General features: G+C 57.1%; 14 protein-coding genes. 10 read left to right on the forward strand and 4 right to left on the reverse strand.

Going from position 1 to position 14,387, the window contains the following annotated elements; all coding sequences use genetic code 11:
• Window positions 1-250 precede the first annotated feature (250 nt).
• A complete protein-coding gene (locus tag EXR70_09445; protein ID MSP38700.1) occupies window positions 251-1,372 on the forward strand; it encodes an extracellular solute-binding protein in 1,122 nt (373 codons plus the stop codon).
• Between the two features lie 90 nt (window positions 1,373-1,462).
• Complete coding sequence (locus EXR70_09450; protein ID MSP38701.1) at window positions 1,463-2,680, forward strand: aromatic ring-hydroxylating dioxygenase subunit alpha; 1,218 nt, start codon at window positions 1,463-1,465, stop codon at window positions 2,678-2,680.
• 75 nt (window positions 2,681-2,755) lie between these two features.
• Here EXR70_09450 and EXR70_09455 read toward each other — a convergent pair whose 3' ends face one another.
• The 4 genes from EXR70_09455 to EXR70_09470 all read right to left on the reverse strand — a co-directional run bounded on the left by EXR70_09455 (window position 2,756) and on the right by EXR70_09470 (window position 7,551).
• Window positions 2,756-4,033 (reverse strand): MFS transporter, encoded by a 1,278-nt coding sequence (locus EXR70_09455; GenBank protein MSP38702.1) that lies wholly within the window; start codon window positions 4,031-4,033, stop codon window positions 2,756-2,758.
• Between the two features lie 139 nt (window positions 4,034-4,172).
• Window positions 4,173-5,159, reverse strand: a complete 987-nt coding sequence (locus EXR70_09460) for a hypothetical protein (GenBank protein MSP38703.1) — start codon at window positions 5,157-5,159, stop codon at window positions 4,173-4,175.
• 20 nt (window positions 5,160-5,179) lie between these two features.
• Entirely contained in the window at window positions 5,180-6,223 is a 1,044-nt protein-coding gene (locus tag EXR70_09465; protein ID MSP38704.1) for a hypothetical protein, read from the reverse strand.
• A gap of 119 nt (window positions 6,224-6,342) precedes the next feature.
• Complete coding sequence (locus EXR70_09470) at window positions 6,343-7,551, reverse strand: D-2-hydroxyacid dehydrogenase (GenBank protein ID MSP38705.1); 1,209 nt, start codon at window positions 7,549-7,551, stop codon at window positions 6,343-6,345.
• On the opposite strand from EXR70_09470, the gene EXR70_09475 reads away from it, so the two are divergent.
• From EXR70_09475 to EXR70_09510, 8 genes are all read left to right on the forward strand, one after another.
• Complete coding sequence (locus EXR70_09475; GenBank protein MSP38706.1) at window positions 7,394-8,149, forward strand: class II aldolase/adducin family protein; 756 nt, start codon at window positions 7,394-7,396, stop codon at window positions 8,147-8,149. The two genes, EXR70_09470 and EXR70_09475, sit on opposite strands and share 158 nt — an antisense overlap.
• A gap of 38 nt (window positions 8,150-8,187) precedes the next feature.
• Window positions 8,188-8,940, forward strand: a complete 753-nt coding sequence (locus EXR70_09480) for a class II aldolase/adducin family protein (GenBank protein ID MSP38707.1) — start codon at window positions 8,188-8,190, stop codon at window positions 8,938-8,940.
• A gap of 36 nt (window positions 8,941-8,976) precedes the next feature.
• Window positions 8,977-9,990, forward strand: a complete 1,014-nt coding sequence (locus EXR70_09485; protein ID MSP38708.1) for an ABC transporter substrate-binding protein — start codon at window positions 8,977-8,979, stop codon at window positions 9,988-9,990.
• A gap of 25 nt (window positions 9,991-10,015) precedes the next feature.
• Complete coding sequence (locus tag EXR70_09490; protein MSP38709.1) at window positions 10,016-10,429, forward strand: DUF814 domain-containing protein; 414 nt, start codon at window positions 10,016-10,018, stop codon at window positions 10,427-10,429.
• Between the two features lie 14 nt (window positions 10,430-10,443).
• The gene (locus EXR70_09495) at window positions 10,444-11,370 is read left to right on the forward strand and encodes a hypothetical protein (GenBank protein MSP38710.1); all 927 of its coding nucleotides are present in this window, start codon (window positions 10,444-10,446) and stop codon (window positions 11,368-11,370) included.
• A gap of 199 nt (window positions 11,371-11,569) precedes the next feature.
• Window positions 11,570-11,857 carry a GIY-YIG nuclease family protein gene (locus EXR70_09500; GenBank protein ID MSP38711.1) on the forward strand — a complete coding sequence of 96 codons (288 nt, stop codon included), beginning with the start codon at window positions 11,570-11,572 and terminating at the stop codon, window positions 11,855-11,857.
• Window positions 11,858-12,041: 184 nt separating this feature from the next.
• Entirely contained in the window at window positions 12,042-13,307 is a 1,266-nt protein-coding gene (locus EXR70_09505) for a hypothetical protein (GenBank protein MSP38712.1), read from the forward strand.
• 77 nt (window positions 13,308-13,384) lie between these two features.
• Complete coding sequence (locus tag EXR70_09510; GenBank protein ID MSP38713.1) at window positions 13,385-14,359, forward strand: hypothetical protein; 975 nt, start codon at window positions 13,385-13,387, stop codon at window positions 14,357-14,359.
• Window positions 14,360-14,387: the final 28 nt, after the last annotated feature.

Raw genomic sequence — 14,387 nt, forward strand, 5'->3', positions numbered from 1 at the left:
CGGCCTCAACCACGGTGATCTCGCTGCGATATACTCGTTGAATTACGTCTAGTCGTTTCTCGTCTTTCATTGTCAGGGTTGTCATCCTTCCACCCTGACATAATTACGTTGCCGTTAACCCCTGACATAATCACTTTGCTACAACAGAGCTGCCTCCTCTCCCTTGACGGGAGAGGATTGAGGTGAGGGTGCTCAATGGATTGTACCCCTCACTCTAACTCTCTCCCGCAAGGGGCGAGAGGATCGAACTATGAAGATCATCGTTGGAATATTTTTAATTGTCTTCGCTAGTGTCGTCTCTGACGTCCAGGCCGCGCAGTCTGATGTCACCGGAGCCAATTGGCAGTCCGAGTGGGAGCGCACGGTCAAAGCGGCGGAGCAGGAGGGGGAAATTGCCTATTACACACTCGGCGATTTCAATTTTCTCGGCGAGTTCGAGAAGAAATTTTCCCGCATCAAAGTCAAAGTCGTGCAGGGCAAGGGCAATGAATTGCTCGCGCGCATCATGGCTGAGCGGCGCGGCGGCCGATTTCTCGCGGATGTGGCGCGCATCGGCAACACTTCCCCTTATGCGCTTTACCTAGCTAAAGCATTGCAGCCGATCGCGCCGGCGTTCATTCTTCCGGAAGTCAAAGACGAGTCGAAGTGGTGGTCGGGCAAGCATCAGTACATCGACAGCGAGGGTAAGTATATTTTCGTGCCGGTGGGCAGCGTGTCGGTCAACATGGTGGCCTACAACAGCGAGCTGGTAGCGCCGGCGGAACTGCACTCGTTCTGGGATCTGTTGCACGAGAAGTGGCGCGCCAAGATCGTCGTCATCGATCCACGCGCCACCGGCTATGGCCGCAGCGGCGCCCGCGCCGCCTATTTTCATCCCCAACTCGGCGGCGAATTTTTACGCCGCTTGTTTACCGAACAGGTCGTGATGGTGTCGCGCGATTATCGGCAGGCGATCGATTGGCTGGCGCAAAAACGATTCGCGATCATGTTGTTCGGTAACGGCGACGATGTTTTGCAGGCCAGAGCGCAGGGCTTACCGGTAAACGTCGTCGACACCGGGGTTTGGAAAGAAGGCGGCATGTTGGAGCCGGGAGCCTTTACTGTCGCCTGGGCGGATAGATCGCCGCATCCAAATGCTTCCAAGGTGTTTATCAATTGGCTACTGTCGCGCGAAGGGCAGTTGGCGGTGCAGCGCGACGGCGGTGTCAACGATTCGCTTCGCCTCGATATTTCCAAGAGCGAAGTGCGCCCGATGGCGCGGCGCAAGGATGGCGCGAAGTATATGGTCACTTGGAAAGAAGAGTGGATCGACGCCGAGCCGATGCAAAAAGTTGTCAATCAGGCGTTGGCCAAGAGCGGTAGGAAGCCGTGAGTGAATTTACCCTCGCCCATTCCGATGGGAGAGGGGAGGGTGAGGGCGCGGACGTGGTGGCGAGGGGATAATTTGAGATAGGAGAAGTTTATGATCAGCCGAGAAGACAACGAACGACTGACGCAGATCAAAGCCGGCACGCCGGTGGGCGACTTGCTGCGGCGTTATTGGTATCCGATCGCGGCGGTGTCGGAGTTGGCGCGCCATCCGACTAAGTTCGTGAAAATTCTCGGAGAAGAGTTGGTGTTATTCAAAGACGCCAATGGCAAGCTCGGTTTGATCGATGCTTACTGCGCCCATCGCCGGGCCAATCTGGTTTACGGCATGGTGGAGCAAGATGGTTTGCGCTGTCCGTATCATGGTTGGATGTTCAACCGCGCCGGCCAGTGCGTCGAGCAGCCCTTCGAAGAGACGCTCAACAAATGCTTCAAAGAAAAAATTAAACTGACCAGCTATGTCGCCGAGGAACTTGGCGGCTTGATCTTCGCTTATCTCGGGCCGCAGCCGGCGCCGCTGGTGCCGCATTGGGATTTACTAGTCGACGATCAATACTGGCGCGAGATCGGTTACACCATGACCGCCTGCAACTGGATGCAGACCGTGGAAAATATCTTGGACCCGGTGCATGTCGAGTGGCTGCATGGGGTGTTTCGCAACTACGCGGCGGAGCGCACCGGTAATCCGGAATTACTCCGTCGGCGCGTGCGCCATCAGCGGATCGGCTTCGATCTCGCCGAGTACGGCATCATCAAGCGGCGTATCTTGGAAGGCGAGACCGAAGAGTCCGACGACTGGAAATTCGGCCACTGGCTGGTTTTCCCGACGACGCAAAAGGGACCGGACATGCTGCGCTTCCGCGTGCCGGTGGACGAGACGCACACGGCGCAGTGGTATTATTCGGCGCATCCCTTCGGAGAAGGCGAGCGGCAAAGCGATGAACAGATGCCGCTCTATCATATGCCGTCGCCGCAGTTGGACCAGCATGGCCAGCCGCAGTTTCAATATTTAAACAACGACGTCGATCCGCAGGACAACGCGATTTTTATTTCCCAGGGTCCGGTTTACGATCGTACTAAAGAGCGGCTCGGCGAATCCGATCGCGGCGTCGTGCTCTATCGCCATCTGCTCGACAATCAGATCAAGCTGATTCAAGCCGGCAAGGATCCGCTCAACATTTTTCGCGATCCGGCGAAAAACATCCGCATCGATCTCACCACCGAAAGCCGAGAAAATTTTCTCACCGGCCGGGCGGGGATGATACAGGGAATGCGGCGGCGCTACGCGCAGCGCTTCAAGCCGTTGGCTTAGAAGCGCCTAGCGGCGCTGTTCAAAACGATCAAGCCATTCAACAAGTTCAAAACGTTCGAAACCGCGTTTCGGGTGTCATTTTTCCGGGCCTGCTTTGTATCTCTCATCATCCCAACGAAATTTTGGGATGGCGGGAATTTTCCAGGCGATTAAAATCGTCACCGCGGTGACCAGTAACCCGCCGAAAACCGTGGTTTCGCGCACGCCGATGAGGGGGATCAGCAAACCGGACTCCACTTGGCCGAGGGGATGGAGGCCGCGATTGCTCAATTGAAAAACGCCCATCACCCGGCCGCGAAATTTGTCCGGCGTGATTAGCTGCATGATCGTGCCGCGCGCCGCGCCCCAGACGGTGTCGGTCATGCCGATGAAGGTCATGAGCAATAATGCGATGGCGAAAGTCGGCGCCAGGCCGAGCAGTGCGAATGCAGCGCCGTAAAGAATCGCCGTGACGATCAAAATTTTTCCCTGATAGGGGCGTTGGCCGACGGCGAGATAAATACTCGAACCGATGACGGCGCCGAGGCCGCGCGCCGATTGTAACAATCCGAAGCCATGGGCGCCGACGCGCAGCACGTCGCTGGCCATCACGGTCAGCATGGTGTGGTCCAAACCGAAGACCGAACCGATCGCTTCCATGACGGTGAGGCCGAGAATCACTGGCCTAGCCACGATATATTTGAATCCTTCCTGAGTTTCCGACATAAAGTGGCGCGGGCGATTTTCTTCTGCTTTCGCTTTTACGCGCAGTAGCAACAGCGTGACGACGACGACAAGAAAGCTCGCGGCGTTGGCGTAAAAGGCGCCGGCAGTGCCCATCAAACTAATCGCGACGCCGCCGAGGGACGGACCGATAAGCGCCGAGCCTTTCCACAGCAATGAGTTGAGCGCGACGGCATTGGGCAGCGCCGCGCGCGGTACTAGCGCGGGAAACATCGCCTGGCGCGCCGGGCCGTCGAAGGCGCCCACCGCGGCGCTCAAAAACGTGAACGTGTAGATGTGCCAAGGTTGGATTTGGCCGAAGTGGTCTAAGATGCCCACCGAGAGCGACAGCGATCCTAAAGCAACTTGCGTCCACAAGAGCATCCAACGCCGGTCGTAGCGATCGGCGAAGGTACCGCTGATGACGCCGAGACTGAGCGCCGGAATCGCGCGAAAGATGCCGTTCAAGCCGAGCAGCACCGCCGAACCTGTGAGTTGATAAAGCAGCCAACTGGTGGCGGTCATCTGCATCCAGGTGCCGATGTTGGAAATTAATTGACCCGACCAGAACAGGCGGAAGTCGCGATAGCCGAGAGCGGCGAGGCGGCCGATGGGTTGAGAGTTAGTTTCAGTGGAGTCGTCGACGGTCATTCCAGAATTCTCAGTGAGCGTCTCGCGACAAGCAAATATCGAGGTGTCATCCCGAACGAAGGTGAGGGATCTGAGATTTCTCGCTGCGCTCGAAATGATAGGCGGGAGGTGTGGTCCACCGACAAGAGGCGACGATGGTTCAGTTCAAATCCCAGTACGCAAAGCCCATGGCGCAGCCGACGCCGGTTTTGGTGCGGTAAAGTGGCGAATATTCGATGACGCTGCCGGGTTTATTGGCCGCGCCGGCGATGACGATCCAGTTTAAAATTTCCGAAGTACCTTCGCAAAAAATCGTCGATGGCATGGCGGCCATGTAATTCGTGTCGTTGGACTTCAACGCTTTGAGAAAGCCGGCGTCGAGGGCTTCGTCGATTTTGGTGTGGCTGAGGCCGCCGGATGCGGCGATGACGACGCGCTCGTTGCTCGGGTATTCGCGAATCAAAGCCGCGAGAGTTTGGCCGAACTGCACGCAGCGCTTGGCCGATGGCGCCGGCGGATAATAGGTGTTGACCATCACCGGAATCACTCGGCAATTATTTTCCGGCACGAGAAACTTGAGCACCCGGGCGAAGGCGTGGCCGAGGCCGCCGTCGTAGCGGGTTTTCTTCGAGTAACTTGGATCGAAGCCATGATCCATTAATCCATGGATCATGGCTTCGGCCATCTTGGCGTCGATGTTGTACCTGGTGCGGTTTTCCGACTTGGCTTGATTCAAGTAGCGCAAGCTCAGACTCGCTTCGGCGTCGGCGCCCATGAAAATCGTGAACGGTGGCATGTTGTCATCGACGAGATTCTCATGCTGGTCGTCGCCGACGACGATCACGACATCGGGTTTGAGCGCGGCGACTTTTTGCCGCAGCTGCTCAATCGCGCTCATGCAACCGTTCCACTTGGTCCACTTGACGTCGTCGGTTTCTTTTTCCAATTCCGGTTTGTCCGGCAGACTCTCGCCCTTGCGAGTATTCAAAAGGTGCCAATGACTCGGATCGAGCATCAATTGTGGGGCGTGGGACATGGCCACGCAACCGACTAGGTTTGCCATAAAGAAAATTCCAAATTGGGTTGGAGTACTGGAGTGATGGAGTGTTGGGTTCAGATCCGGAACCCCATTACTCCAGTACTCCATCACTCCAATCTTCTTCCTGCTTACGCGTGCGCCGCTTTCATGTCGGAAAGTTCCGGCACCGACAAATTCAACTTGAACCAGCTCGCGCCGCTGTCGTCGCTGCCGAACAGGTCGCCGTTGCGCTGGGCGGCGTACATGTTGTTGGCGTTCGCCGGATCGAAGGCGAAGCTTTCGACGAAGCTGCTGGTGGCTTGAGACACCGCGCCATCGAGTTTCTGCCAGCTCTTGCCGGCATCGCTGGACTTGATCAAGAACGCTTCAGCGCCGCTCTGGCGCTTGCGCCATTGTCCGGGTTGGCCGTTGGCCACAGCCGAGTAGAGCACGTTGGCTTGCTTGGGATGCACCGTCAGCGGCACCGAATACTCTTCTTTGAACTCCATCGCCATCGGTGCCCAGTTCTTGCCGCCGTCGTTGCTTGAATAAAGCGCCCGGCCCGGTGCTTTGCCGGTGCGCGCGTCATGGCCGCCGGTGGCGATGAAAATTTTGTTGCTGTCTTCGGGATGGAGCACGATGGTGTGAACGTCGCAGTCGAGATTTTTATTTAACAGCTCCCAGCTCTTGCCGCCGTCGGTGGTCTTGAGCATGTAGCCGACTTGCAAGGCGATGTACATGATCTGGGAATTATTCGGATCGATGGTGATGTCGCGCACATGCGGCTCGACGGCAGCGACAGGATAGGTCACCGTCGAGACCCAAGGAATATCCCACACGGTTTCGAGCCGCTCCCAGCTCTTGGCTTCGTCGTGAGTGACGAACACGTCAATCGGTTCGGTGCCGGCATAGAGAGTCTTGCTGTCATGGGGATCGAAGGTCAGACAGCGCACTTTGCCGGGGCCGCGTTTGCCGTAGCAGGGCTTTTTCCAGGTCGCGCCGAAATCTTCGCTCAGCCAAACGCCGTCGCCGCGAGTGCCGGCGAAAACTTTATTGGGCGCGCTGGGCGACACCGCTACTTCGGGAATCTGCCAGTCTTTGAGCCCGTGATGTTCTTGCTTCCATTTGCGACCATCTTCGCTCTTGAGCGTGACCACACCTTCATCAGTTGCGACATAAAGGATCGATGCCATGGGATTTTCCTCCGGGGTTTGATGGATTAATATCTACTACACTGCGGTTTGGTCGACAAGGTGACGCAGGTTAATTGGCAGTGGTTCTTTATCAAGCCGTTCGGAATCGGCGCCTGAGACTAATAGCCCAACTCTTTATCGACCAAGTTGTTGAGCGGCTCGCCGGCGAGAAAACGGTGCAGATTTTCTTTGAACACTGGCAACAGCGCGGGCCATTTTTGGCTGGTAATGCCGGCGATGCGCGGCGTGACGATGACGTTGGGCAAGTTCCACAGCTCGGAATCTTCCGGCAGCGGTTGTTTGGCGAAGGCGTCGAGCACGGCGCCGGCGAACCATTTCTCTTTGAGCGCGCGCACCAGCAACGTCTCTTCCACAGCGCGGCCGCCGGTGAGGTTGATGAAGTAGGCGCTTGGCTTCATCAAGCGCAACTCTTTCTCGCCGATGACGTTGAAGGTCGACGGCACGGAGGCGAGCAGCAGGACGACGAAATCGGCTTGCGCTAATAATTGCGGCAGAAATTCCGGCCCGCCCAACTCGTCGACAAAGTCCGGCTTAACGCCGGCGTTTCTTTTGATCGCCAGCACGTGCATGCCGAGGGCTTTGGCTTTGCGCGCCAATTCCATTCCCACCGTACCGAGGCCGACGATGCCGACGGTTTGGCCTTCAACTTCCACCGGCTGGAGTTTCTGCCATTTTTTCTGCCGCTGTGCGTCGATGCACTCGGGCAACTTTTTCGCGAGCGCGAAGATCCAAGCGAGGGCGAATTCCGAGAACACCGTGCCGTGGATGCCTTTGGATCCGGTGACTTGAATTGGCCGCGCCTTCACCGTTGGCGTCAGGTAAGCGTTGACGCCGCCGCGGGTGACGTGGAGCCATTTTAAATTAGTCATGCGCTGGACGACTTCGTCGAGGACAGCTTCTTCGGTGAAGACGCCGTCGACTTGGCTAAGCCACTGCGAATCGATGCTCGCATCGTCGCCTTGACGCAGGTCGCAGCCGGGAAATTCTTGTTTGAGCGCGGCGATTTCTTCGTCGGGGAGTTTTACCCGCAGCCAGATTTTTTTCGACATGGCGAATTTCGTATAGCAAGCACACGTGGCTGTCAATTGCGCGGTTCGTTGATTGTGATTTGCCCGCGTGTTACTTAGCCGAATAGTTCGGGCGAGGAGAATGGCGATTCCAAATTCTAAATCACAGATTCCAAATCGGCAGAGCGATGCGGCGTTGGCGAAGAATGTCGCGCTGTCGTGCCGCATTCTCGCTAAGCTCGGGCAGTTCAAAGAGACCACCGGGCATGTTAGCGCGCGCAGCGAAGACGGCTTGAACATGCTGATCCGCGGCCGCGGCAAGGAAGAGTCGGGGTTGCTGTTCACCAAGCCGGGCGACGTTGTCGCGGCGGATTTCGATGGCCGCATGCTGCGCGATAAAGCCGGACTCAAGACGCCCAACGAGTCGTGCATTCATGGTGAGCTGTACCGGGCGCGGCCCGAGGTCGGCGGGATTGTTCACGCCCATCCGCCGTCATTGGTTCTGACCAGCATGGCCGGCATCGAACTCAAGCCGGTGTTCGGCGGCTACGATCCGCGCGCCATGCGTTTGGCGCTGCGGCCGATCCCAGTTTTTGAAAGCAGCCTGACGCTCCATAGCAAAGATCAGGTTCACGCGATGATGGATGTCATGGGCGATCGCGATATCTGCATCATGCGCGGCCACGGCGTGGTGGTGTGCGGCAAGAGCGTCGAGGACGCAACCATCAAAGCGATCAAGCTCGATGCGTTGGCGCAGATGAATTTAGAATTCGCTCGGCTGGGCAAGAGTCCGACGATTTCCGAAGCCGACCTTGCGGCGTTTCAAAATCGCACTGGCAAAGGCGACGGCTCGGTGCAGCCGGTGTGGCGTTATTACGTCGAGTGGCTCAAGCATTGAGATCGCAGTCGATAGAAGTGTCGAGGATTGAAAAATCTATGGGGCCGAAAATCCAAAATTCCAAATCCCCAATCGAAAATCTTAAGCGCCGCCTGGTCGAGGGCATTCAAGTGATCACTGGCGAAGGCGTGCTCAGCGGCTCGGGCCATTTGAGCGCGCGGATTCCCGGGACGGAAACGTTTTTGATCAATCCGCGCTTCGCCGGCGTGCTCGCCGATCCGAAGGATATTTGTACGGTGACCTTCGACGGCAAGCGCATCGCCGGCAAGGGACCGATTCCATCCGAGTCGCCGATTCATGCGGCGGTTTATCGGGCGCGGCCCGACGTCGGCAGCGTGATTCATTGTCACGCGCGCTATTCGATTCTCGTCGGCCTGTTGGACAAAGGGCTGATACCTTTCAACCGTGAGGCGCGGATCTTTTCCGATGGCGTGCCGGTGTTTCAAGACAGCCATGGCATCAACGATTTCACTTTGGCCGAGCGCATGGTGAAAAACCTCGGACCGCACTGGGCGACTTTCCTTCGCGGTCATGGCATCGTCGTCGCCGGGCCGGGTATCGAGGGCGCGTGCGTTTCCGCCATTCAACTGGAGCGCGCCTGCCAGGATCAGTTGTTGATGATGAGTGTGACAGAACTCAAGCCCATGACCGATGCCGGCCGCGGCCGCAATCAAGCGCGCTTGGAAAATCCCTATCGCGCTTGGCCGTTTCTTCTATGGAAGCATAAAGTAAAATCCAAAGCGCAGATTCGCGCCGGGATTCGCACCTTGAAGGAAGGCGAGCATTATTAAGAATTAGTAGTCAGTGGTCAGAATGAAGAAAGACGGATGATGTATCGATGCAATATTTCACTGCTGCTTGTCGTTGCAGCGTTGTTAATGCCGGGATTGCTGGCGGCGCAAGACAAGAAGCTCGACTCGTTTACCATCTCTTACGCCTCGGTTTCCGGCACTCGCGCGCCGTTGTGGATCGCTCGCGAGCTGGGGTTGTTTGAGAAGTATGGACTCGACGGCAATCTGATTTACATCGCCTCGGGCGTTACTTCGGTGAACGCGTTGCTCGGCGGCAGCGTCGACATCATCGCGGCATCTGGCTCCTCGGCGACGGGGGCGGCGGCGCGCGGCGCGCCGATCGTGGTCATCGCCAGTCTCGGTCACATCGCTTACAAACTGATCGCCATGCCGTCGATTAAAACCATTCAGGATCTCAAAGGCAAAATCATCGGCTCGAGCCGCATCGGCGCCGGCTCCGACTTCGCCTTGCAGCGTTTGCTGCCCAAGCTCGGGCTGATTCCCGGCAAGGACGTGCAGCTGATTCCCACCGGCGTGAGCGAATCGGATCGGCGCTTGTTGATGATGATGCAGGGTAAGATCGATGCGACTTTGGGCACGGAAGATAATATTTTGCAGTTGGGCAATCGCGGCATGAAGTTTTCTATTCTCGCCGACCTTTACGATTCCGGGGTTTTCACAACTGGCAGCGATATCGTCACCAGCCGCCAGCTGCTCAAGCAAAAACCGCGGCAGTTGAAAGCTTTTCTCATGGCGCTCACCGAAGGCATCTGGATCGGCCGCAACAACAAAGAGCTGACCACGCGTATCTATCGCAAGAACATGAAAATCGAAGATACTAAACTGCTCGAGTCCATGCACAAGAATTATTTACTCGGTTCGATCCCCGTACGCCCTTTTCCAAACGAAGAGGCGATTCAAAACGACATCGAAGATTTGAGCCATACGCTGGCGCATCTCAAGGGCAAGAAGGCGAGCGAGTTCATCGATATCTCGTTGCTCAAGAGCATGGATGAAGAAGGCTTTTTCAAACGGCTGCACGGCAAATAGCTGACACGCCCCAAACAGGCCGATCTTGAGCACAGCGAAACCGCGCATCATCACGTACGAACTCCCCGGCGGCTGGACTGTGCTTGCCGGCGCCACCGACGCCGATAACGATTATCTGAGCACCGAATTGGCGAATCCCGATGACTGGTGGTTTCACGCCGACAGCGTGCCGGGCAGTCATGTCATTTTACGAGCGAAAGCAGATGAAGAGCCGAGCCGCGAAACTTTGCGCCAAGCGGCGGCGGTGGCGCTGTACCATAGCAAGGCGCGCAACGCGGGGCTGGCGCCGGTGCATTGCACCCAAGCGCGCAACGTCAAGAAACCGCGCGGCGTCAAAACCGGCACGGTTCAAGTGGCCAAAGGCACGGTGCTCAAAGTGCGGCCCGATATCAGTTTCGCCGTGCGCGTGAGCGGCGCGGCCAAGCCGGCGGCGAATTAAAACTGCGAGCTTTGATGCTGCAAGTAACTCTGGCCTATCGTGACGACGACCGCACGCCTGTGATCTTCGCCATTCGAGAAATGGCCAAGCGCCATTACGATCTCGACGTGCGTATCGTCCGCATCAGAGACGGCGACGAATATGAAGCCGCGCTATTCAACGGCGGCGCCGACACCATCATCGAGCATCTCGAATATCTTTACGACGAAGCCGTAAAAGGCAAAAAAATTAGTTTCTTCTGCGCGCCGAGCAAGGGCGGCGGGCTCGATCTGGTCGTGCCGCAGCGAATTCACGGCGTCGAAGAATTGCGCGGCAAAAAAATCGCCGTTCGTTCCCACGGCCAGCCCCACGCGGTGACGCTCTGGCTGCGCATGCTCGGATTCGAAAACGATGTGACGACTGTAATCGTCCACGACAAGGATGTCGGCCGCTGGGGACAGTGGAAGAAAGTCGTCAGCGGCGAGTGCGCCGCCACGTTCATGTCGCCGTTGTATTTGCCCGAGGCGCTGAATGCCGGATTGAAAATTCTTTCGGTTCCCGACATTCCCATCGTCGGTCATTTTGCTCAAGCCTGCTTGGCGGAATACGCCCGGGAAAATTCTGCCGTGATGCTGTCGTATGTTCAGTCGGTTCTACACGCGCTGGTCTGGCTTACTCATCGTCCAAACGACGCGCTCGCAGCACTTGCGCCTGATTTGAAAACCGCGATGGCCGTCGACGACGCCGGCGAACTCAAGCGCCGTTTCGATGCCGTGGTCGGCGGCTTGCAGATCCGTCCTTATCCGACAGCGCAAGCGATCGCCAACACCTACGAGATCGCGGTCATTGAATTTCCCGACGCAAAGGGGCTGAATCCGCTGTCACTGTGGGATTTACACTGGGTGAAAGAGCTTGACGATGGCGGGTTTATCGATGGGCTGGTGAAGCAGCTGTCGGCCTAGTCCCATTTTCCGTGATCGTCATACCGACGAACGCCGGTATCCAGGGATGGTGGGGGAGGTCTCTATCGAGTCACAAACCTAAGAATGGACACCGGCCTGCGCCGGTGTGACGGGATGTGGGAGGCTGATGTATTCCGCGTGGAGTCTTGCCCTGTACGGTTTTGACGTGACGCGTTACGGCTTGTACGCTGCCGATTCCATGAAGCAGCCCTGTGTGTACATCCTTGCCAGCAAGCGAAATGGTACGCTATATATTGGCTTGACATCGGATCTCGTCCAAAGGGTTTGGCAGCATAAAAACGATCTCGTTGACGGATTCACAAAACGTTACGGCGTGCATATGTTAGTCTGGTACGAAGTCTGCGGTACGATGGAGGTTGCGATCACTCGAGAAAAGGCGATTAAGGAATGGCAACGGGCTTGGAAAATTAGCCTAATTCAAGAGGTGAATCCGGAATGGAAAGACTTGTACGATGGGTTGCTTTAGCTGGATATTGAGTTCCGTCGTTTTTCTATTGCGCTGCACGCGACTCCGGTCCGTCATTCCGGCGCAGGCCGGAATCCAGGCGGGGAAGGGCGGAGCTTTGCGTGTCGATAGGAGTCGGTCATGGACACCGGCCTTCGCCGGTGTGACGGCAGGGATATCGGTTAGTTTCCAGAGGTAAATAATCATGATTAGCTCTGAAGAAAACCAACTGTTGACACAAAGCGGCCCGAACACGCCCTGCGGCGAGATGATGCGCCGTTACTGGCAGCCGGTGGCTTTGGCTGAAGAGTTGCCGCTCGGTGGCGCGCCGGTCAAAGTGAAAATTCTCGGCGAAGAGTTGGTCTTGTTTCGCGACGATCAGGGACGGCCGGGATTGATTGGGTTGCACTGCGCCCATCGCGGCACGGATTTGAGTTACGGCCGCGTCGAAGATGGCGGTTTGCGCTGTCTTTATCACGGCTGGCTTTACGATATTTGCGGCCGGGTACTCGATCAGCCGGGCGAGCCGGGCGGCGGCGCCAACAAAGCGGCGATTCGTCATCGCGCCCATCCCTGCCAAGAATCGGGCGGGGTGATCTTCACCTACATGGGGCCGGGCGAGCCGCCGCTGCTGCCCAATTATGAATTTCTCACCGCGCCGCCCGAGCGACGCACGGTGGTGAAGGCTTTTTACGAATGCAATTACTTGCAGGGCAACGAAGGCAACATCGATCCGGTGCATCTGTCGTTCTTGCACCAATATCTGAGTGAAGCGCAAGTGGCGCGCTTGCGCGTCGTGCAATCGGTCAACGCCACCGACAACACGCTGCTCGGTAAAGATGTCGCGCCCAATATCGAAGTCGAAGTGACCGACTACGGTTTGCGCATCTACACGCTGCGCGCCGCCAGCGCGGACAAGCGCTATCTGCGCGTGACCAATTTTGTCATGCCTAATCTCGCCGCCTTCGGCGGTTCCACCGTCGGCGACGGCTACGCCGTGCACTGGCATGTGCCCGTCAATGATCACAGTCATTGGAAATATATTTTCGCCTTCAGCCGCGACAAAGAACTCGACGAGTTCCTGCGCACGCGCAGCCGCTTGGATCTGGGCGCCGATTATCGTTTGACGCGCAACGGCGCCAATCGCTACGAGCAGGACCGCGCCTCGATGAAGACGCACACCTTCACTGGCATGGGCATTAACTTTCAGGTGCACGATGCTTTTGCCACCGAAAGTCAGGGCCAGGTGCAAAATCGCACGGCAGAAAATCCGGTCTTGTCAGACAAGGCGATCATTGGCGCGCGCAAGTTGATTCTCAATGCCATCAAGGACGTGCAGCAGGGACGCGACCCGCAGCATGTGGTTCGCGACGCGCAGGCGAATCGCTTCGGTCATTTGGTCGTGCTCTCCGATGTCATTCCCAACCAGGACGATTGGAAAGAGTACACGCGGAGCCGGCAACGCAAATAAATTTCGGAAAATATTTCCCGCAAAGCACGTCCTGAGCGACGTCGAAGGGGCGCAAAGACGCCAAGGTTTCGGAGATAATGAGAAAGCTAATTTCCTTTTTCTTTTTCCTGCTGACGGTTGCATCGGCCGCCCACGCGCAGGAGCGCTATTTGATCGCCTACGCCGGCTTCGCTGGTTTTCAATCGCCGCTGTGGGCGACCAAAGAGCTTGGCCTGCTTAACAAATATGGCATCAGCGCCGATTTAGTTCTGACTCCCGGCTCGACGCGGCAGATTCAAGCGCTGGTGGGCAACAGCGTGCACTTCGCCCAAGTGGATGCGGTGACGACCATCAATGCCATCGCTCAGGGCGCCGATCTGGTGATGATCTCCGGTTCTCTCAATACGTTTCCATTTAGTTTTGTGGCGCAGAAGGAGATTCGCAAGCCGGAAGATCTCACCGGCAAGAAAGTCGGCATCGTCGGTTTCGGCGGCGCCAACGAACTCGCCGTGCTGCTCGCACTCAAGGAATGGAACCTGCCGCGCAACGCAGTGACGATCTTGCAAGCCGGCGGCGCGCCGCAGCGCTATCTCGGCCTTATCACTAAAGTGCTCGATGCTACCGTGCTAGCGCAACCGGAAATCGGCGAGGCTCAGCGTCAGGGCATGAACGTGTTGGTGCATATGCGCGACATGAAGACCGCGGCGTTTCCGATGAACGTCATGGTGGTGCGCCGGTCGTTTCTGCAACAAAACCGCGAGCTGGTGAAACGCTATCAGCAGGCTTACGCCGAGGCGACCTATCAGTTGATCAACAGCAAGGACAAAGCCACCGCGGTGCTGACCAAATGGTTGCAGCAGAAAAATCCCAGGGCGATTGATGAGACCTATCAATACGTCGCCAGCAGTTTCGCCTTTCCGACGCGCGTTTCGCCGCAAGGGATTCGCAATACATTGGAAATGGTCGCCGAGCGCACTCCCAAGATCGATCGCAACGTCGCCAAGTATGTCGACGAGTCGATCCTCGACGAATTGGAAAAAGAGGGGTTCTTCAAACGCATTACCGGGAAGTGATGCGCGAGCCCTTTTCCTCCCCCGTGAT

It is taken from the genome of Deltaproteobacteria bacterium, from assembly GCA_009692615.1.
Taxonomy (GTDB): Bacteria; Desulfobacterota; Binatia; order UBA9968; family UBA9968; genus DP-20.

Excerpts from the sequence above, each read along its gene's own strand:
- EXR70_09445 (MSP38700.1), top strand. The coding sequence starts at position 251 with ATGAAGATCATCGTTGGAATATTTTTAATTGTCTTCGCTAGTGTCGTC.
- EXR70_09450 (MSP38701.1), top strand. The coding sequence starts at position 1,463 with ATGATCAGCCGAGAAGACAACGAACGACTGACGCAGATCAAAGCCGGC.
- EXR70_09455 (MSP38702.1), bottom strand. The coding sequence starts at position 4,033 with ATGACCGTCGACGACTCCACTGAAACTAACTCTCAACCCATCGGCCGC.
- EXR70_09460 (MSP38703.1), bottom strand. The coding sequence starts at position 5,159 with ATGGAGTACTGGAGTAATGGGGTTCCGGATCTGAACCCAACACTCCAT.
- EXR70_09465 (MSP38704.1), bottom strand. The coding sequence starts at position 6,223 with ATGGCATCGATCCTTTATGTCGCAACTGATGAAGGTGTGGTCACGCTC.
- EXR70_09475 (MSP38706.1), top strand. The coding sequence starts at position 7,394 with ATGGCGATTCCAAATTCTAAATCACAGATTCCAAATCGGCAGAGCGAT.
- EXR70_09470 (MSP38705.1), bottom strand. The coding sequence starts at position 7,551 with ATGTTCAAGCCGTCTTCGCTGCGCGCGCTAACATGCCCGGTGGTCTCT.
- EXR70_09480 (MSP38707.1), top strand. The coding sequence starts at position 8,188 with ATGGGGCCGAAAATCCAAAATTCCAAATCCCCAATCGAAAATCTTAAG.
- EXR70_09485 (MSP38708.1), top strand. The coding sequence starts at position 8,977 with ATGATGTATCGATGCAATATTTCACTGCTGCTTGTCGTTGCAGCGTTG.
- EXR70_09495 (MSP38710.1), top strand. The coding sequence starts at position 10,444 with ATGCTGCAAGTAACTCTGGCCTATCGTGACGACGACCGCACGCCTGTG.
- EXR70_09500 (MSP38711.1), top strand. The coding sequence starts at position 11,570 with ATGAAGCAGCCCTGTGTGTACATCCTTGCCAGCAAGCGAAATGGTACG.
- EXR70_09505 (MSP38712.1), top strand. The coding sequence starts at position 12,042 with ATGATTAGCTCTGAAGAAAACCAACTGTTGACACAAAGCGGCCCGAAC.
- EXR70_09510 (MSP38713.1), top strand. The coding sequence starts at position 13,385 with ATGAGAAAGCTAATTTCCTTTTTCTTTTTCCTGCTGACGGTTGCATCG.